This is a genomic window from Rickettsia aeschlimannii, from assembly GCF_047973405.1.
GTDB lineage: Bacteria > Pseudomonadota > Alphaproteobacteria > Rickettsiales > Rickettsiaceae > Rickettsia > Rickettsia rickettsii.
The window spans coordinates 210,012-230,422 of record NZ_JBFQGO010000001.1; the positions used below are offsets into that span (position 1 = coordinate 210,012).

The window sequence follows — 20,411 nt, forward strand, 5'->3', positions numbered from 1 at the left end:
AATTATATATACTATAGTATATAACGTCAAGTTATGAGCTTCAACAGCTTTAAAAAGGAAATTTAATTATGGCGAATTTACACCAACGACAAATTATAGATAAAATTCAGCATATTACCTTTAAAGACGGTACTTTTTTAAATGAAGTTATATCGGATATTATAATTAAAGGTAATAATATCGGTTTCTCAATAGATATATCAGGTAAAAACAAGTTAGAAGCCGAAGAAATTAGACTTAAGGCAATTAATAAACTTAACGAGATTTCGGAAGTAAATAAAATAACAATTGTTTTTACCGAAAGTAAACCGATGGAGAAAAAAGTTCAAAAACCAAAACATTTTGTAGAAAATGTAAAAAAAATTATCTTAGTAGCGTCAGGTAAAGGCGGAGTCGGAAAATCTACAATATCGGCTCTTATTGCTCAGCAGTTAAGTCTAGAAAATTACCGAGTCGGGATAGTAGATGCGGATATTTATGGTCCGTCAATTCCGCATATATTCGGCATTAACGAAGTACCGGAAACGAAAGATGGGCGAATAATACCGGTACTTGCTCAAAGCATCAAAATTATGTCTATAGGCTTCTTCGTTAAAGACCACTCGGCAATTATTTGGCGTGGTCCTATGGCGAGTAAGACTATTTATCAATTATTATCGTTAACAAAATGGGATAATTTAGATTATTTAATTATCGATATGCCGCCGGGAACAGGTGATATTCATTTAAGTATACTAGAAAATTATCATTTAGACGACGTAATAATCGTAACTACACCACAAAAAATATCAGAAATAGACGTAATACGTTCTATAGATTTATATCAAAAACTAAATTTACCTATTTTGGGAATAATTGAAAATATGAGCTATATGCTTAAAAATAATAGCGGCGGACATTTATCGCAAAAATATAATATACCACTAATCGCTCAAATTCCGATCACACCGCAAATAGCCGAGGCTTGCGATAAATCACTACCTCTAACAAACTTATTAACATTGCCTTTAGAGAAGTATTTACAATGAAAATACACGTATTGGCAGATGATAGAACAGGCAACACCCATCAGGCTATTGCACTTGCTGAAAAATTAACGGAAGAATATACAACAATTAAGCTTGAATATAATTGCTTAGCTAAGCTACCGAACTTTTTACTAAAATATTATCCTATTCATATAAAAAGTAAGCTATTGCAGTATCTTTTGGATAAGTCCCCGCCTGATATGATAATTACCGCTGGAAGAAGAACGGCAGTACTAGCATTTTATTTAAAAAAGAAATTTAAAAATATCAAGTTAATACAAATAATGCAGCCTAATCTTCCTTACAATGCATTTGATGCCGTTATTCTGCCTTATCATGACCAACGTCATTGCGAAGCCACAAAGTGGCTGAAGCAATCTCAGGACTTTTTTACTAGATTGCTTCGTCAATACTTCGTATTTCCTTGCAATGAGGACTTTAAAAACATCATCCCCATCAACGGAGCTATCAACAACGTAACCGAAAAGTTCGCCACGGCGAACTTGGAACTCCAAAAACATTATTCTAATCTTAAACAGTTTATTGCAGTGATAATCGGTGGGAATAATAAAAAATTTAATTTCCATGAAGATGAAGCAGTTTTATTTGCTTCATTATTAAATAAAATATATACTAATCAAAAAATACCTTTTTTCATTAGTTTTAGTAGACGTACACCACACACTATAAAATCAATTATTAAAAATAATATGCCATCTTCCATAATTATTTATGACCCGAACGAAGACACAGGCTATAATCCTTATATAGCTATGCTCTCCAAGGCAAAATATATAATCTCTACGGCCGACTCAATCTCAATGTGCAGTGAAGCAGCTTCAAGCGGCAAGCCTCTTTATATATTCTGCCCACCAAACTTTAATTCTTCAAAGCATAAGATTTTTATAAAGCAGTTAGTAGAACAGAAGATAGCAAGAATTTTTGATAAGTCGGCTATTGCTCTAGAAGAATATAGCTACAAACCCTTAAATGAAGCAGAAAGAGTAGCTGAAATTATTAAATCTTTAATCAAAAGCTGGTAATTATATGGATAAAGATATACAATCATATATGTTCATTAATAAGCTAAAATCTTTACCGTTTGTCAACGAAATATGGCTTTTTGGCTCTCATGCTAGAGGGAATAACGATGAGCGTTCCGATATTGATATTGCAATTATTTGCCCTAATATTACAGATCAAGAATGGCTAGAAGTTATGTCTATTATAGAGGATGCCAACACGCTTTTAAAAATAGATTGTGTAAGGTTTGAAAGTACTAAAATAAGCTCTGAACTTTATAAAAATATATTAAAAGAGAAAAAAATTATATATGTCAAAAATAAACCTTAAACTTAAATTTCGTAAAGCTTTTATGACGCTTGAAGATATTTATTTAAAACCGACAACAGAAGATAGGGCTTATATTGATGCCACTATACAAAGATTTGAATTTACTTTTGAACTCGCTTGGAAGTTTTTAAAAGAATATTTTTCTCAAAAAGGCACAGTTCTTTACTATCCTAAAGAAGTGATAAAGGAAGCTTTTGTTGCCGGTATTATAAATGATGAGAGTTTATGGATTTATACGCTTACTGATCGCATACTTACAATAAAAAGCTTGCCAACGAAATATATAACCGAATAAGAAATTATGTTCCTGAACTTAAGAAATTACTAAATATAAATATCATTGATTTAAAGATTTAATAATACCTTGCAGAGTTTGGACTTCAGTGGAAGAGAGACTATTTATACGTGTAAATATATTAGTGATATTTTGTTGTATAGCAGGTTTTTTGTCGGGAGCCTTGAAGAATCGGGCTTTATCGAGTTTGCCGAATAAATTTACTAAAAAATGCTCTATTTCTTCTTTAGTAGCTAATTTTTGAATGTTATGTACATCCTCTCTGGGCGTAGAATTACGAAACAACTCATAGCATATAATAATAACCGCTTGAGCAATGTTTAATGAGCGAAATTCGGTTGTATTAATAGTAATAATCTTATTAGCAAATGCGATTTCTTCGTTGCTAAGCCCATTATTTTCCCGCCCGAACATTATCCCGACTTTTTCAGAATTTGGGTAATCTAAAGGTAAATTTTGTGAAAATACATAATCTTTATTCATAGCCCTTTTAATGCAAGTAGTAGCATATAAATATTCGAGGTCTTTAATGCTGTCCTCTAGGCTATCAAAAATTTTTGCATGATCTATAATATTAACCGCTCCGACTGCATTACTACCTGCTTGCTCGTTAGGCCAGCCGTCTCTTGGAGCTACGATTCTAAGCTCATTTAAGCCAAAATTCTTCATTGCTCTTGCAGTAGCACCGATATTCGCACCCATTTGCGGGGCAACTAATATTATTATTGGATTCATTTTAATAATTTTTTGTAACTAAGCAGGTATAGGCAATCGCTACCGCGTCAGCTTCATCGGAATTGGTAATTAAGGAAGTGCCAGGCAGCAAAAGCTTTATCATATGCAAAATTTGGTCTTTCTCTGCATGCCCATATCCCGTTATGGTTTTTTTTACCGTATTTGGCTTAAACTCTCGCATGTCCAAATTATATCTACCGACCAGCGACATTATCGCCCCTCTAGCATATCCAAGCTTTAAAGAAGTTACACTATTAATATTAACAAATGTTTCTTCAATCGCTACCATATTTGGTTGATATTCTAATATTACTTTTTCTAATGTACTGTTAATAAAAGCAAGTCTATGATGAATTTCATCCTTACTATTTGTTTTAATAATACCACTAGCTAAATATTTCAACTGTGCGGTCTCCTTTGCCACTACTGCCCATCCAAGACTCCCAAGTGCCGGATCAATGCCAAGTATTATCATGATTATTTAATGTTATTTTTATTGGCATTATTATATGGCTTTTATGTCATTCCCGCGAAAGCGGGGATGACATCGAAAACCATCCAACAAAGCCTGTCAAGCCACAGGGTGACAGCTTTATATCTTCATATATTGATAAAATTCTTGATTATTCTCCCACAACTCACGCACCTTAACGAATAAAAATAAATGAACAGGAAATCCAAAAAACCTCTCCATTCGCATTCGGGATTTTGCTCCTATTTCTTTGATTTTAGAGCCGTTTTTACCGAGTATTATAGTTTTATAGCTCTCTCTTGAAACTACTATAACTTGATTAATCTTTACGGATTTGTCTTTAAGCTCTTCCCATTTTTCGGTTTGTACGGTTAATTTATAAGGGAGTTCTTTCTGCAAATTTAAAAATAACTGCTCTCTTGTAATTTCTGCTGCAATAAAACGCATAGGTAAATCCGTTATGTCGTCTTCCGCATAAAGCCAAGGAGAAATTTTAGCCTTACTTGTTATATATTCAAGTAATCCATCAATATTTTTGCATGATAAAGCAGATATAGGAAAAAGCAAGCTATCAGGATGATTTTCTGTTAAAAAAGCTTTAATTTCATTTAGATATTTTGATTCGATGTCTATTTTGTTCAATAAAAATATCGGAACAATATTAAGTGAGCGAAGCTTATCTAAAATATTATGCGTTATATCATCAAACGACTTTAGACTATCAATAATTAACAGAACTAAATCCGCACTATGCAAACTAGACCACGCACATCTTACCATTGCTTTCTCTAAGCTCCCTTTCGGTTCAAATATACCAGGCGTATCGTATAAAATTACCTGCGTATCTTTTAAGGTAATAATACCGGTAATAATTGACCTAGTAGTTTGAACTTTTGGGGTAACGATTGAAAGCTTCTCACCGATTATTCTGTTTAATAAAGTTGATTTTCCGCTATTAGGTCGCCCGATTATACAAACCGATACCGTTTTCTGATTAGACATCTTCCCAAACTTCACTTCTAGAGGTAATTTAGACGTCGATCCAGTACTCACATCCTCGCGTACTAGTGTGTACGCTACGGCGGCAAGTGCTTCCGTGTCTCCTTTAAATTCCTCTCTATAAGCTGGTTTGGCAAGATGTCTATTAGTCATTTTTAAGTCTATGCAATAAGCTTCGTGCTGCGTTTTTCTCTGCTTCTTTTATTGCGTGACCAGTGCCTGTTTGTTCATAATCTTTTACTTTTACAAGAACCGTAAAAGTCGATGAATGGGAGGCTCCTTCTCTTTTTATCAGACGATATATAGGTAGGTGATGGTCACTAGCTTGAGCCCATTCTTGTAAAGCAGTTTTTGGGTCATAATCCGTTAAATTCTGAACTTTTATAAATTCTGCCCATAACTTCTCGATAATATCATGGGTTGTTTCAATATTGCTATCAAGATATATAGCTGCAATTAAAGCTTCCATGGCATTTTCTATATTATTAAGATTATCACGCCCACCTGCTACTTCTTCACCATGAGTCATAATTATATAATTTTTTAAAGTAAGTTTAGCTCCAACCATGCATATTGTTTCTTTGCAAACCAAATATGATCTAATTTTAGCTAAATTCCCCTCATTATAATTTGCAAAATTTCTAAATAAAATTTCTGTGATTACTAAATTTAATACGGCATCACCTAGAAATTCTAATCGTTCATAATCTTTATCATCCTTGTACTCGTGATGTTGCCTTAAAGACGGGTGACTCAACGCCTCTATTAAAAGCTCTTTATTTTTAAAACTATAGCTAAGTAGCTTTTCTAACTTCTCAAATGGTTCCATTACGCATCTGTGTTATAAAGATTTCTGAAAATTCGATTTAACCTAACAGATTCAATCCATGGCTTTAACTTTAGTACTAGATTAATAACTCCTATATCATTATCCCACCAAGTTATTTTTGTTGAGAACCAAATAAATTGTGCTTTAGCAATAAAATTTTCAAACGGTACAAATCCAAGATTTACTCTACTATCATTTGACTGATCTCTATTATCCCCTAAAAAGAAATATTTCCCTTCAGGTACATAAAAAACATCCGTATTACCGTATCTATCATTATATATAACGCCATAAATAGGAGCAAGCTTATAAGAAAAATATGTTCTACCGTTTGGCAGTGTTTCTTTAAACTTTAAATATTTTATCCCCTCTTCGCTTATATAAGTTCCAACTTCCGTGCGTTCTATTTTTTTGTCGTTAATATATATTACGTCATCAATCAATTGAATTTTATCGCCGGGTAGCCCTATTAAACGCTTTATATATCTAACACTCATATCGTGAGGCGGACGAAAAACTACAATATCGCCACGCTCCGGTTCACGAGCAAATATTCGCCCTTTAAAAAGAGGAATAAAATCAAAAAAAGATAAAGAATAATTACTATAACCATAACTATATTTCGTAGAAAATATATAGTCATTCTCAAGTATGGTTGCTTTCATAGACCCGGTCGGAACGGTAAACGGCTCCATAATAAGTATTCTAATAAGTAAAGCGATACATATTACAAAAGCAAAAGACCCCCACTCTTGCTTAGCTGTTTTATTAGTGTTTGATTTTGTATTATCTGTTTGCATAATCTCTTAATTATTTATAAATTGGAATCATCATTGCGAGAAAATTACAAAGTAATTGACGAAGTAATCTCAGGAGTTTGTTATTATTTCATGAGATTGCCACGCCCCTTTCTCCTTACAGTCGCTCGCAATGACGGCTTAGTAGTATCCACGTGGGTAATATCTCCTCGCAATGACGATAAAGTCAAACCACGCTATAACTCTTTATCCTCGCCTCAATCTCGCTTCTAAAATGACGTATCAGCCCTTGAATCGGCCAAGCTGCCGCATCACCTAAAGCACAGATAGTATGCCCCTCTATTTCTTTCGTAACGTTAAGGAGTTCGTCTATCTCAGATTTTTTGGCATTACCTTTAACTAGCCGCATCATAACTCGCCAAATCCAGCCCGTACCCTCACGACAAGGAGTACATTGCCCGCAAGATTCATGCATGTAAAATTTACTAAGCCTTGCTATTGCATAAATAATATCGGTAGATTTATCCATAACTATAATACCGCCTGTACCAAGTCCGGAACCTGCAGTTCTTAAACTATCAAAATCCATATCCACTTCACATAATGACTTAGGAAGTAAAGGCACGGAAGAACCGCCCGGGATTATGGCTTTAAGATTATCCCATCCACCACGAACACCGCCCGCATATTTCTCAATCAATTCTTTCAACGAAATTCCCATTGCTTCTTCAACATTACAAGGCTTGTTAACATGCCCTGATATGCAGAAAATCTTAGTTCCCGTATTGTTAGGTTTACCTATACCGGCAAACCAGCTAGCTCCTCGTCTTAAAATGGTTGGCACTACTGCGATAGACTCAACATTATTTATAGTAGTCGGGCAGCCATATAACCCAAAGCCGGCAGGAAAAGGCGGTTTTAAACGAGGCATACCTTTTTTGCCCTCTAAGCTTTCAAGCAATGCCGTTTCTTCGCCACAAATATAAGCACCCGCCCCACGATGTAAATAAATATTACAATCAAAGCCCGAATCGCAAGCATTCTTTCCTATTAACCCTTCTTTATATGCTTCATCTAAGGCACGCTGAATATTAGAGGTTTCATTATAAAACTCACCTCTAATATAGATATAACAATTATTCGCTCCTATAGCAAAGCTTGCAACCAAGCAACCTTCTATTAATTTGTGCGGCTCAAACCTTAATATATCACGATCCTTACAAGTGCCAGGCTCAGACTCGTCGGCATTTACTACTAAATAGCAAGGCTTCTCTGAATTTTTAGGCATAAATGACCATTTCATACCGGTAGAAAATCCAGCACCTCCTCGCCCTCTAAGCCCTGATTTCTTAACCTCTTCAACGATGAAATCTCTACCTTTATCAAGCAAAGCTTTAGTATTATCCCAATCGCCTCGCTTCTTGCTAGATTTCAAATCATGGCTTTGCTGCCCATACAGGTTAGTAAAAATTTTGTCTTCTTCTTTTAGCATAAACTATTCTCGTTATGGCTTAAAAACGTCATTGCGAGGAAAAATTGAAAATTTTGACGAAGCAATCTTGTGCCAAAATCCTGAGATTGTCACCGCAGCCTACGGCCCGTCCACGCAACAATGCCTGCTTGCAATGACGATTCTTTACCTTTCTATTACTTTTTTATTAAACTTCCTATTAACAAACATTGTAAGTATTGGAGCAGAGATAAAAATTGAGGAATAAGTACCGGCTATTATCCCAAAAAATACAAGTACGCTAAAACTACGGATTGCCTCACCACCAAAAAGAATAAGAGCTAAATTGGCAAGTAGCGTGGTAATGACAGTTAAAATAGTTCTTGATAAAGTCTCATTAATACTTAAATTTATAATTTCCGTGATATTTTTTTTATGATATTTACGTAAATTTTCTCTAATCCTATCATATATTACTACCGAATCATTAACGGAATAACCTATAATAGTTAACACTGCAGCAATAGTACTTAAGTTAAAATCAAGCTTTGTCATACTCATAAACCCAAGAGCGAGTATTACGTCATGCACTAAGGCGATAAGTATACCAAGACCGAAATACCACTCAAAACGCACCCAAATATAAACCATAATTGCTAAGAAAGAGAATAGCATCGCCATAGCCCCCGCTTCTATTAGCTGCCTACCGATTTGCGGACCGACAAAATCTACCTTACGATATTCAAACTTATACGGAAAATTACTTTGCAAAGATGCTTTAATTAACTCAATATTTTTCATGAGATTTTCTTCGCTACTACTACCGAATCTAATCGATAAATCACGCTCACTACCGAAATTCTGTAAGACCACCTCACCTATTCCAAGCTTGCCTAGAACCACACGCATTTTTGGCAAATCAGGAGCTTGATCAAGCCTTACTTCAATAACTATACCGCCAACAAAATCAATACCGAAATTAAATTTATATATACCGATCCAAATAAAGCTAATGAGTGATAAAATAATTGAGAAAGTGTAGCTAACTTTTTTAAAATTCATAAAATCAAAATCGATTTTATTAGGTAAAAGTCTTAAAGGATAAATTTGCATTATTATATATCTTGTTGAATAAGGATTATATTTGTATTATATAGTAAATTCAAAAAGGTTAAATGATTTTTTATGTCAGAAGTAATAGTAAAAGAACAATTAGAGCAATATATAAGCAAAATAGAAAGATTAGAACAAGAAAAAGCTGATTTATCTCAAGAAGTAAAAGATATCTTCCAAGATGCTTCTTCACATGGATTTGATGTTAAAGCTATGAAATCTATATTGAAACTAAAGAAATTGGATAAAGATAAACTTGCCGAGCAGGACACCATGCTTGAGCTTTATAGAGATACTTTAGGGATTTGAGGCATACGTCATTGCGAGGAAATTACGAAGTAATTGATGAAGTAATCTCAGGAGTTTGTTATTATTTCATGAGATTGCCACGCAGCCTACGGCTGCTCGCAATGACGTATTTAGTATTCACATAGCAACGGACTCTTTCGCAGTAATGACATAAGAGATACAAATATATTTAAGCTTTTGCTGCCTTAGTTTTAGCAATAGGGATATGTCTCTCTTTAATTCTAGCCGACTTACCACTTCTATTTCTTAAATAATAAAGTTTAGCACGACGAACTACTCCGTATTTTACTACATCAATAGAGTGTACTATCGGCGAGTAAGTCATAAAGCGTCTTTCAACTCCTTCACCGTGGCTAATTTTACGTACTAAGAAAGATGAAGTAATACCGCGATTTCTTTTTGCGATAACTACACCTTCATAAGCTTGAAATCTTTCCGTTAATTTTTCCTTACCGTCTTTCTCAATCGATCTATCAATAATTTTAACAGTTACCTTAACTGTATCGCCGGCTTCAAACTCAGGAATTTTTTTATTTGCAGTACGCTTTGAAATATTTTCCTGTTCAAAGCGGTCAATAATATTCATTTTTTAACTCCTTAACTCTATAAATCTTTAAGTAACTCCGGACGGCGTAATTTAGTAATCATATATGATTGCTTTTTTTTCCATTCATTAATTAGCCTGTGGTTACCGGATAACAAAACACTCGGTACAGCTCGATCACGCCAAATTTCAGGTCTTGTATATAGTCCGCATTCAAGCCCGCCCTTAAATTCCCCGTCTTCTTCAAAAGACTCAGAAGATAAGGTATTTTGGTTCATTAAAACACCTGGCAGTAGTCTAATTAAGCAATCGAGAATGGTGAGGGTAGGTATTTCTCCGCCGGATAAAATGTAGTCACCTACACTAATTTCTTTAACATTATACTCTTCAATTACACGTTCGTCAATCCCTTCGTAACGTCCACATAAGAATATGAAGTTTTTATTTTTCAACATCTCTTTAGCAAAGCTTTGGGTAAAGACTCTACCGCGAGGTGAAGGATAGTACATTTCAGCATTAGGATTTAAAGCAAGAGCATGATCTATGCTACTGCCTAGAACATCAGGACGCATTATAAGCCCGTTACCACCACCATAAGCCTCATCATCAATATTTTTATGCTTAGTTAAACCGAAATCTCGAATATTAATAACGTCATATGACCAAATATTTTTATTTAGTGCTTGTCCTGCTAAAGAATGTCCTAGAGTCCCAGGAAACATTTCAGGAAAAACGGTTAAGATTGTGGCATGAAGTACAGACATACGTTTAAAATAGTAGACAGTACCAATTAACGCAATAAAATTATAATTTAATTATTTACCCCACCCACCTGTCCTATAATCTTCTTTTCTTTGTTTTTTAGCAGCAGCTGTTGTCTCCTAAATGCTTCAGCTTTTTGTTGACGCGTTTTATGAGCTTGATCACTTTGAAATTTTTAAAATTCTGCTTTCTTAGCAGCTTCTATATAACGACTTGTTATTTTCTCTAAGCGTCTCATAGTATCTTTATCTAAACTAATACCTGCTTCTTTTGCTTGCTGCTCTATTTTTAATGCTGTCTTATAACCTGCTGCTGCGTTTTTAGCTATAACTTGCCTCTGCATAACCCCCACTCTAGAATCTTTCTTCATTGCATCATTATATGGATTTATCTTATTATTTTTAATATCCTTTATTTGTTTTTCTGCTTTCTTTTTAATCAAAATCTTCCGGCATAACTTCCCCCAAAATTTAAGTTAAAAATATACCTATAGTTGCATATATTTTATTTCAAAAAAAGTTAATAAAGAAAAATAGAGGTATAAGTAATTAAAAATTAACCAATTTGTGTTATAAAAACTTTATCACTTCCTCAGCGATGATTAACTCTTCGTTTGTCGGCACAGCGAAAACTTTAACCTTACTGCTTTCAGCGCTTATTAGATGCTCATTTTTTTGGTTTTTTGCATCATCTATTTAATGCCTAGCCATAAAAGTTTTTCAGTAATCATTTCTCGTATTACAGCAGAATTTTGTCCAACATCGGCAGTAAAAATTAGACAATCAACTCCCTCAAGTGCAGCAGTTAGCTTACCTATTTCAAGTACAATGCGATACATAAATAAATCTATAGCAAATTTAGCATCAGGTGAGTTATTGGCAAGCAAAGTACTCATATCGGAGCTCTCACCGGACATACCAAGTAATCCTGATTTCTCTTATATAGTAACGGTTACTTCTTTTGTAGTCATTTGCTCATGATCGATAAGATATAACACTACTCCAGGATCAAGGTTACCTGTCCTTGTACCCATCATAACACCGTCAAGTATGCTAAAACCCATGGAATTTGTTAGACTAAGACCGTTTTTAATAGCACATAGACTACTACCACTTCCTAAATAAGCTATAATAGTCTTTGTAGGTAAATCTTCCTTTGTCATTTCTTTAAAATGGCTGCTAACATATTTATATGATAACCGATGAAAACCGTAACGAATTATCCCTTTATCATAATATTTTTTCGGTAAACCGAAAGCTTTTGTAATAGGAGGATTGGTAAAATGAAACGACGTATCAAAACAAGCTATATGTGAGATTTCTTTATATTTTTGAAGAAATAAATCCAGTACCTGCAAATTATAAGGTTGATGCAAGGGGCTTAGAGGTATTAATGCTCTTAAATTTTCACTAACTTTTTCATTAACAATAACCGGTTTATTAAAAATTTCCCCGCCATGGACAATACGGGGACCGGTTGCAATTAACTTGAGATTTTCTTGTTTTTTCCACCAATCCTCAAAAAGATCAATCATCATTTCAATAGCATCATCTTTAATGTCGGTAGCAGATGCCTGTTTTTTATTTATATGAAATAATATTTTATTATCATTTTTTCTAAAAAAATATTATAAATTTTATCCTTAACTTTTTTATTCTGAATTTCAAAAATAGAAATTTTTAAACTAGATGAGCCGGCATTAGCTATTAAAATAACATTTTTCATTATTTACCTGCTTGGATATGTAGCTTCGCCTTAGTGTGATTATAAATAAATGAAGCAAGTACACAAGAAATAACACGCATATCCATACGATCGGCTCTACTTGTTAAAATAATAGGTACACGGACTCCAAAAACGATACCCGCCATAACCGCTTGACCCCAATATTTTAGCTGCTTTGCAAGCATATTGCCTGATTCAAGATCAGGTACTACTAATATATCGGCATTTCATGAAACTGAAGAACTAATGCCTTTTGCTTCTGCAGCAAATAAAGAGATAGCATTATCAAACGCAAGCGGTCCGTCAACTATAGCATTCGTAATTTGCCCTCTATCTGCCATTTTCGATAAAGCAACAGCATCAAGGGTTGTAGGGATTGCAGAAGTTACCGTCTCAACTGCCGATAATACCGCAACTCTAACCTGCTTGTCTTCTTTGATCATATGCATTAAATCAATAGCATTCTGCACTATATCACGCTTTATCTTCTAGAGTAGGACGAATATTATTAATAGCAGCATCAGTAATAATGAACGGTTTTGGAAAGGTAGCAACTGCCATTAAGAAAGCATGGCTTATACGACGTTCGGTACGTAGTCCATTCTCCTTATGAACTACCGCAGACATAAGCTCATCAGTATGAAGCGCCCTTTCATAATAGCTGCAACTTCTCTTTTCTTCGCAAGCTCTACGGCTTTTTTTTTGCTGCTTCGTGGCTATGCTCAACATTAATTACTTGATAATCCTCAAGATCGACATTATTAACTTTTGCTACTGATTTAATTTTACGTTGCGAACCAATCAAGACCGGTTTTATTACATTAAATTGTGCCGCTCTAACTGCACCGAGTAATGATTCCTTATCGATCGGATGGACTACTGCAGTTTTAACAGGCTTAAAGCGGTCGGCTCTAAGTAATAGATCGATGAAATGCTTTGCTGCTTCATCAAAGTCAGGATCGTTGATTTCTTTTGGAGGAGTATAAATAGTACCTAATTTCTTAGCTAGAATGGCATCTAAAAAAGTCTCGTTCATTATATGTTGCTTCTTCATAAACCCCTTAATAAATCAATCACCAACTTAATTAGATAGTATATATTAATTAATAAAGGGAAAACTAATTATTGTTTTCCGGCATTGCTTAAGTGCTATTAACGCAACAGTATATATTCGAATCCGTGTAGGCATTGTTGCGTAGTTCGGAAAATACCCTTAATGTCATTCCCACGGAAACGAGAATCCAGTAAAGCATAAAAAAACTTGTTTCTTATATGCTTATTTCATCAAATATGTAACTTCTGTATCAATATTGAAGTTATTTTTCTGGATTCCTGCTTTTGCAGGAATGACATAAGAGCTATATATCAATCATTTAAATAATTTCCAATTTCGTTCTTGCGGTTGAGAATCTTCTCTTCCTTCAGAAAAAAAATCATTAGTAGGATTTGAGCTTAGTTCTGTAAATATTTCTTCCAACTTTTTGCGGTTTTAAGCTTTTATCTGATGATAAATACTTGAGTTCTTCAGAACCATTTTTAGTTTGATCGTTCACAAATATTTTTGTTTTTACATATTCTATATACTATAATTGTTTAAAAAACAACTATTAGTTATTCTACTTCACATTTCTTAAATGATCTTCTAATTTTCTTAGCTTTCTACCCTTGTTTACTATAGGCTTTACATAGGTTTGCATTTTGGCATTTTCTCTATATTTATTAATCTGATCAATCTGAGCATTAACTTCATCGGTAATGACTTGCTTTCTATCCTCTATTTTATTTAATACTTCGGTACTATATTCATAATTTTTAACATCAGCATTAAAGTTATTAAGCTCTTCCATAATCTTTTGGTCTATTTCAGCTCCCTCAGCGGTATCTTTAACTTTTTGTGCTATTAATGCCGGCATTTCTTCGATCTTGATATCATCTCTTTTGAAATGATTTTTAAGCTCTTTATAAGTTTGCTCTAAATTTTCCTGGGCTTTCTCGTGCATAATATCATAATGCTCTTGGCGACGAATATATCGATCTCCATCTATAAATTCTGCATGTTTTCTATGAGCGTTATCTATCATATCTCGCATCTGAGAATCAGTAGCTTTCTCACGCATAAATCTGTCGCCCATCATTACCGGTTCACCTTCCTCAAATAACCTACCATGCACCTCATGAATAAGCTTTCTGTGAGCTAATTCTTGATAATATTCCACATCACTATGTCTACCTGCTTTTTCTAGTCTTGCTAGATATTCCGGTGATAATATATCTGCTTGAGCAGCTAGCGCTTCCTTATTAATATGCATTTGGAGCTCTTCGTGTTCTCGTGCTTTTTCATCATCTTTTAATTTTTCGCTATAAGTTCTAAGCCTTGGATCGTTATATTCAAAATCATGCCATTCAGCACTGGTTAGATTACCCTCATAAGCATCACGTAAATCTTTACCGACTATTGCAGTTAAAGCTCCTCTTTTTATTCCTGTATAACCTGCATATATTTTTTCGCCTATACCTACACGCTTTTCTTCTTTTAATTTACGTTTTGTATCAACACGATGCTCTATCTCTTGCCAGCTTCTAAGCACTCCTATATTCTTACCGAACAGACCAACACCTCGCCCTGACATTTCTTGGTGAGCATTTTTATAAGCATCTTGATAATCTCTAGTAAAGTTTGCATCGCTAGCGAGTTCACGTAACTTAGCATCTTTTAATGACTTATCAAGCTCAGCTTTTTGTTCTTTACTTAAAGCGGCGTAATCTTTCACTCCATATTTATTTGCAACAATTTTATCTCGAAGCTGAGTAAACTTCATTTGCGATAGTTCTTTTGCTTTTAATTCATTCCCCTTAGGTAAATTCTTTAATAATCCTGCAATACCGTTTTCATAATCTGTAATAGCATTCATTTTTACATCTTTAAAATCTATACCGTATTTTCTCTTAACCTCATTTTGTACGGTTTTATTTGCTGAAGAACCGAGAGCTTGCTTTTCAAGCCTTCTCATCATCATATTTTCAAATTTCTCGGCAAAGAACATACGAGCTTGCTCTTTCCCTGCACTTACACGGCTAGTTACAGGCGCACTTACCGTCTTAGCCACATAATTTAGCGGTCTATTCATTTGTTTCGCTGCAGATTCATAAGATTGCTGATTAACTTTTTGTATGTCTGTTAAATTACCTGAAGTACCGGCAATAAATTGTGCCGTCGATATAGCAGTATCGTTAAATTTACTTAGCAAATAAATAGACACAAAAATTAGTAATATCCCGTCAAGTTGGACAAATTTCCCATTTATAAAATTACTAATTCTTTTTGCATCTTTAACTAAATCTAAAAACGGTAATTCAATATAGCGTTCATCTATACATTCATACGCAGCACAATGCTTACATTTATCAGGGTCATTCTTACAAGAATCATCTACTATTATATGATCTTCAGGAACTAATATATTTGCTTTGTGGAAATTATTTATACCGCCTTTCATCGGTACTGGGAACCACCAATAAAATATTGAATGACCCAGGCTTGGATCTATATCCTCAAGGAAACTACCGAATATTTCATTTATCGGACCTAAATTAGGAAAATCATGTTTACATACCGCAAAACCAAGCGTTGAATATATTTCGGTTCTGATGATCATTGAAATAAAAGCGATACCGGCAAATAAAATTATAGGCTGTAATGCATATGATATTAATTGTCTTAACCAATTCTCAAATAACGAACGAGTTATATTAAACAACATGAAACAAATAAATATCGGTCCCATAATTATGATCATACCGATAGTTATAAGAGCGGTTAGATAGATAATAGTGGCTTTAAATATAAGAAAGAAAATAAAATATAAGGCTATTAAATATAGAATGATATATATAAAACCAAGCCAATCAACAAATAGTAAAGAAAATAATTTAGATAAAGTTTGAGGAGAAATAAGTAACCCAAGCAAGCTTTGAGAACCGGGACCGGTAGCCGAAGCTTCATTAATTATTTGCAGTATTTGCTGAACCCCATCAATAAAAAATACGAATAAATAATCATGAAAAAATGTCCAAGCTTTATCCGTACTTAATAATATTGAGACTATACTAACTTTTAATATTCTAACTATAAGTTCAACATGAGTAAGGTTTATATTACCTATTAAAAAGGAAAAGCCCGTAAACATTATATATAGAGTTAAAATAGCCGAGACACTCATCCTATAACCCGACGTATCAATTATTTGTTGATAAGTTTTCTTTATAATCCCATCCTTACCAAATAATACTCCTTTTATTAAATCCGTTAAAAATTGTAGCGGATCGGGTCTAGTATCAGTAACTCCGGACTTTATTACTAATCTATATTGCCCGCTATTATCATCATAAAATTTATCTATAATCTTAAAATAAAGAGGAGATTGAGTATATTTTGACTTATCTTCACCTTTATATTGATAATTTATACCGCCGGCTTTCAAGAATTGTCCTGTACTACTAATACTATAAAATTCATAGCCTACACTCGAAGTAAGCTCTCCTAAATGCTGAGTTATACCTTGCGGTTTACGCTGTGAGTCCGGTGAAATATTGGGATCGGTATTTTTAGCGGCAATAAGAAAATAAAGCCCGACACCGTCTGTCATTATACATGGAGCATTACTAATCATTGCATCATTTTGATTTGCGGGATTAGGAGTACACATATCAAGTCTAGCATTATCCCAAAAAGTACAAGGTTGTAGCTTAACGCAAAAAGCAGCCAAAGTAGTTGTGTTATTTTTTTGACCATACCATGGACACCATGCAGATAATTGACCTGAAGTATTTTTATTGCCAAGTATATAACTCCATGGTCTTACCATAACGGTTAAAGGATAGCCGTTTACTTTATAAGCACTATCACGCCATGGTGCTACCTGATCACCTTCCTGTCTTGAAGTAATTTCTTCTGGATCATATCTAGAAGAGACATTGAATTTGATAAAACCGAAATCATCAGGGTCAATACAAGTATCGCCAGTACAACCGGAAAGCAGCAATAGCGATATTAATAATGTAATAAAAATATTTTTGTTCATTTATTATGTGTTATTTCCATATGTCTCAATTTCAACGTCATTGCAAGCGACCATAGGGAGCGCGTGGCAATCTCATGAAGCAGTACTAAATTCCTGAGATTGCTTCGTCAATTGCTATGCAATTTCCTCGCAATGACGATGAAAATATTTACAATTATTTTTTCTTCTCTCCTTCTTCTTTCTTCACATCATTACGCTCAGCAAGAAATTTATTTGTAAATTCACCACCTCCTTCAGGTTTTCTAGCTTTATAATTTTGATCAATTATCTTGTCTTTGAAAACTCTAGCCGGAGCTATTGCAGCCTTTTTAACCGGTTTTGTTACCGAATCTATATCCTGCATAACGGCTCCCACAGGATCAGAACGTTCTTGATAATTTCCTGATATTCGTGCCGGTGTAACATTTGTAAGCATTCCAACTACTATATTTACAAAAGTTACTAAACCATATGACATCAAGCAATATGAATAAAATAATAAAGACGTAGTAAATAACACTAAGAAAGTATTAGCATTGTTCGTTAGAATATTCGAGCTACTAATTTCCGGAACATCCGGTACATAGAAAGGTATTCCGGGTAAGAACGGTAATGTAAAAGAGAAATGAATCGGAATACCAAGATTTGTTAAATCAAGCCCTATTTTTATTGGTATAAGAGTATCCCAACAGGCTCTAACTACCACTTTTAAAAGCTGCTCAGATAAAACCTGATCTATCAATAAAAAGAAAATCAATAATATTGTCGGCTGCACTACATAGCTAAGCAATGTCGATATCCAATTATCAAATAAACTTTTAGTTTTTTCAAATAACATTAATATTATAAAAAACGGTGCCAATGAAATCATAACAGTTACCCCTATGAATGCAATAACATAACCTATTATAACTTCTAAAATAGCTCTAAAATAAGTAATAAGTGAATAAATGGTTATAATAGCGATAAATGCTAAACCATTATGTATTTGCAATAATTCAATAAATAGTAATCCCCAAATTCTACCATTAGTATATTTATCAAATATAGGATCAATAAAACCAAAAATATTAGATCTAGAGCTTGTAGCACCTACTACGTTAGTTACAAAGAAATCAATACCGTCAGTAAATGCACTAAAGAAGTATGTATTAAAGAAGCTCCAACTTTCTTCTCTAATTAAAAAAGCTACTATAGCTATTTTGCATATACGTGTTATTACTTCTACGGCAGTTAATTTTAATGCTCCTGCAACGAACATTAGCCCAAATATAGTAACATAAAGGGTTAATGCAGCTTTAGCTAAATTCTGCACTGCAGAATTTTTAACTAACTTAATATAAAAGTTTTGACTAAAAGTTCTAAACTGATCGGTAATAGGTTTAATAGCACCGTTATATATTATATCAGAAAACCAAGTTGTACCGGTATAATTAGCATAATTTACACTAACTACCCCTTGTATATTACTATTAGGATTTACCACCCTTAACCATAAATATCCATCTTGCGGTGCATCAGCCGCAAAGTTATAATCTACCGGCGTACCACGAACAGATGGATCAGGTAACGTACCATCAGATGTTATTAAATATTCTAACTTTATATTTTGTTGATCATCAGGATTAATTGAATTTGCCCCATTACCTATTTCAACAATCATCGAATAACGACCAAAATATAAAAAATTAGCTGACCAATCATTCTTATTTATATAATCTACAAAACTAGCATAATTTGAAAAATTTTGGCTCCAATCACTCATTAAAACTGAATTACTAAACATGTTACTAACTTGCCAATCACTAGTAAAATCCATAATACCGCCGCTAGTGGCTTGATAATATATAAAGCTACTTTGAGTGCTGCCTGAATTTACAAAACTCTGATCTCGTCCCTTAATAACCTGCCCGCCTACTTTAATTATCATCCCTCTACCTTGATCGTAATAGCAAGCAGGGCTAGTATTTATAACGGCATTAGCAGGACAAGCATTAATTAAATCCATGAAATATTGTACCGCTCCCGTTATCATAGGCTTACCGACTATTACTCCATTATCGGTATTTTTATACTTTGTAGCAGTACCCATGCCGCTACATACACTTTTCCTTTCCTCATCTATTATATTACACACCTGCTCTGCAGAAGAGTAAATTATTCTATTATCAAAATTTCCAAGGTTACTTTGAGTATAAAGTGCAGAAGCAGCGAATATCGAGCTATCAAGTTCCTGTGTTAAAATATTATCTACGGTATTAGGAAGTTTTGGAGTATTAGGACTAAAAAAATTATCTTTACCAACTAAACTAATATTTACTACATCACCGGCCTTAACTTCAATTTTCGAATTACCGTTAGAATAGTTAAAATATTTAACAGAATCAGACATTTTAGTAAATGAAAGTGCATCAAGGTCTTTATCAGGCGGTATAGCACCCGGTGTTTCACTGTTATTGTCCGTAACAAAACGAGGAAATCCTAAAGCTTCAAATTGTAATTTAGAATAATTATAAGTTTTAATGAAAACTTGCGGCGTACTAAACCTTGGATCAATTCTATATAATACTAGATATTTTCTAGGTTCAAGAGTAATACCTGAAGTAGACCAATTTATTTTTAACAATTTACCTTTCGCAACAGTGTTACCTGTTGATTGCCAAATTCCGGCTGTAGATAAACTAATTCCTATATTACCCTCTTGAAAACTTGTAAATTCAGGCACTTCTAAACAACCAAATAAGCTTTTCAACCCACCAAAACTGGTTGACATCCATGAAAAAGCATCATTGGCTTTAGCTGGCATCGCCATAAACAAAACTAATAAAACTAAACTCTTAAGAATTTTCATAATTTTAAATTGTTATCCAACACGTCATTGCGAGCAGCCGTATGGCTTGCGCGGCAATCTCATGAAATAACTCCTGAGATTGCTTCGTCAATTATTTCATAATTTCCTCGCAATGACGATTTTCGATT

Annotated in this window: 17 protein-coding genes and 2 pseudogenes; 5 read left to right on the forward strand and 14 right to left on the reverse strand. The window is 33.9% G+C overall.

Annotated elements, in window-relative coordinates; translation table 11 throughout:
* The first annotated feature begins 68 nt into the window (after window positions 1–68).
* From AB4K15_RS01155 to AB4K15_RS01170, 4 genes are read left to right on the forward strand one after another with little or no spacing between them, the layout of a single operon-like run.
* Window positions 69–1,028, forward strand: coding sequence for an Mrp/NBP35 family ATP-binding protein (locus AB4K15_RS01155; RefSeq protein WP_032073844.1), 960 nt, complete (start codon window positions 69–71; stop codon window positions 1,026–1,028).
* Window positions 1,025–2,071 (forward strand): mitochondrial fission ELM1 family protein, encoded by a 1,047-nt coding sequence (locus AB4K15_RS01160; RefSeq protein WP_032073843.1) that lies wholly within the window; start codon window positions 1,025–1,027, stop codon window positions 2,069–2,071. The genes AB4K15_RS01155 and AB4K15_RS01160 overlap by 4 nt, the downstream gene beginning before the upstream one ends.
* A gap of 4 nt (window positions 2,072–2,075) precedes the next feature.
* The gene (locus AB4K15_RS01165; protein ID WP_500225232.1) at window positions 2,076–2,381 is read left to right on the forward strand and encodes a nucleotidyltransferase domain-containing protein; all 306 of its coding nucleotides are present in this window, start codon (window positions 2,076–2,078) and stop codon (window positions 2,379–2,381) included.
* Window positions 2,362–2,676, forward strand: coding sequence for an HI0074 family nucleotidyltransferase substrate-binding subunit (locus tag AB4K15_RS01170; protein WP_500225230.1), 315 nt, complete (start codon window positions 2,362–2,364; stop codon window positions 2,674–2,676). The genes AB4K15_RS01165 and AB4K15_RS01170 overlap by 20 nt, the downstream gene beginning before the upstream one ends.
* Window positions 2,677–2,718: 42 nt before the next feature.
* Here the strand turns inward: AB4K15_RS01170 and AB4K15_RS01175 are convergent, their stop codons facing one another.
* The 7 genes from AB4K15_RS01175 to secF all read right to left on the reverse strand — a co-directional run bounded on the left by AB4K15_RS01175 (window position 2,719) and on the right by secF (window position 9,032).
* Entirely contained in the window at window positions 2,719–3,411 is a 693-nt protein-coding gene (locus AB4K15_RS01175; protein WP_500225227.1) for an RNA methyltransferase, read from the reverse strand.
* 1 nt (window position 3,412) lies between these two features.
* The gene (gene ruvC / locus AB4K15_RS01180; protein WP_032073840.1) at window positions 3,413–3,886 is read right to left on the reverse strand and encodes a crossover junction endodeoxyribonuclease RuvC; all 474 of its coding nucleotides are present in this window, start codon (window positions 3,884–3,886) and stop codon (window positions 3,413–3,415) included.
* A 117-nt stretch (window positions 3,887–4,003) separates the two neighbouring features.
* Window positions 4,004–5,035, reverse strand: a complete 1,032-nt coding sequence (gene era, locus AB4K15_RS01185) for a GTPase Era (RefSeq protein ID WP_500225223.1) — start codon at window positions 5,033–5,035, stop codon at window positions 4,004–4,006.
* Entirely contained in the window at window positions 5,028–5,711 is a 684-nt protein-coding gene (gene rnc / locus AB4K15_RS01190; RefSeq protein WP_032073838.1) for a ribonuclease III, read from the reverse strand. The genes era and rnc overlap by 8 nt, the downstream gene beginning before the upstream one ends.
* Entirely contained in the window at window positions 5,711–6,511 is an 801-nt protein-coding gene (gene lepB, locus AB4K15_RS01195) for a signal peptidase I (RefSeq protein WP_032073837.1), read from the reverse strand. The genes rnc and lepB overlap by 1 nt, the downstream gene beginning before the upstream one ends.
* A 184-nt stretch (window positions 6,512–6,695) precedes the next feature.
* The gene (gene nuoF, locus AB4K15_RS01200) at window positions 6,696–7,961 is read right to left on the reverse strand and encodes an NADH-quinone oxidoreductase subunit NuoF (protein ID WP_032073836.1); all 1,266 of its coding nucleotides are present in this window, start codon (window positions 7,959–7,961) and stop codon (window positions 6,696–6,698) included.
* A 144-nt stretch (window positions 7,962–8,105) separates the two neighbouring features.
* Complete coding sequence (gene secF, locus AB4K15_RS01205) at window positions 8,106–9,032, reverse strand: protein translocase subunit SecF (protein ID WP_032073835.1); 927 nt, start codon at window positions 9,030–9,032, stop codon at window positions 8,106–8,108.
* A gap of 72 nt (window positions 9,033–9,104) precedes the next feature.
* On the opposite strand from secF, the gene AB4K15_RS01210 reads away from it, so the two are divergent.
* The gene (locus AB4K15_RS01210; RefSeq protein ID WP_032073834.1) at window positions 9,105–9,341 is read left to right on the forward strand and encodes a DUF2312 domain-containing protein; all 237 of its coding nucleotides are present in this window, start codon (window positions 9,105–9,107) and stop codon (window positions 9,339–9,341) included.
* 169 nt (window positions 9,342–9,510) lie between these two features.
* Here AB4K15_RS01210 and rplS read toward each other — a convergent pair whose 3' ends face one another.
* From rplS to AB4K15_RS01245, 7 genes and pseudogenes are all read right to left on the reverse strand, one after another.
* On the reverse strand, window positions 9,511–9,927 hold the full coding sequence (gene rplS / locus AB4K15_RS01215) for a 50S ribosomal protein L19 (RefSeq protein WP_032073833.1): 417 nt from the start codon (window positions 9,925–9,927) through the stop codon (window positions 9,511–9,513).
* 17 nt (window positions 9,928–9,944) lie between these two features.
* On the reverse strand, window positions 9,945–10,649 hold the full coding sequence (gene trmD / locus AB4K15_RS01220) for a tRNA (guanosine(37)-N1)-methyltransferase TrmD (protein ID WP_500225220.1): 705 nt from the start codon (window positions 10,647–10,649) through the stop codon (window positions 9,945–9,947).
* 173 nt (window positions 10,650–10,822) lie between these two features.
* Entirely contained in the window at window positions 10,823–11,089 is a 267-nt protein-coding gene (locus tag AB4K15_RS01225; RefSeq protein ID WP_048751033.1) for a hypothetical protein, read from the reverse strand.
* A gap of 127 nt (window positions 11,090–11,216) precedes the next feature.
* Window positions 11,217–12,372 (reverse strand): annotated as a pseudogene (locus AB4K15_RS01230) (acetate/propionate family kinase).
* Window positions 12,372–13,426, reverse strand: a pseudogene (locus AB4K15_RS01235) (phosphate acetyltransferase). The pseudogenes AB4K15_RS01230 and AB4K15_RS01235 overlap by 1 nt, the downstream one beginning before the upstream one ends.
* A 562-nt stretch (window positions 13,427–13,988) precedes the next feature.
* Entirely contained in the window at window positions 13,989–17,453 is a 3,465-nt protein-coding gene (locus AB4K15_RS01240; protein ID WP_500225646.1) for a TrbL/VirB6 family protein, read from the reverse strand.
* 154 nt (window positions 17,454–17,607) lie between these two features.
* Window positions 17,608–20,283, reverse strand: a complete 2,676-nt coding sequence (locus AB4K15_RS01245; RefSeq protein ID WP_032073830.1) for a TrbL/VirB6 family protein — start codon at window positions 20,281–20,283, stop codon at window positions 17,608–17,610.
* Between the last annotated feature and the right edge of the window lie 128 nt (window positions 20,284–20,411).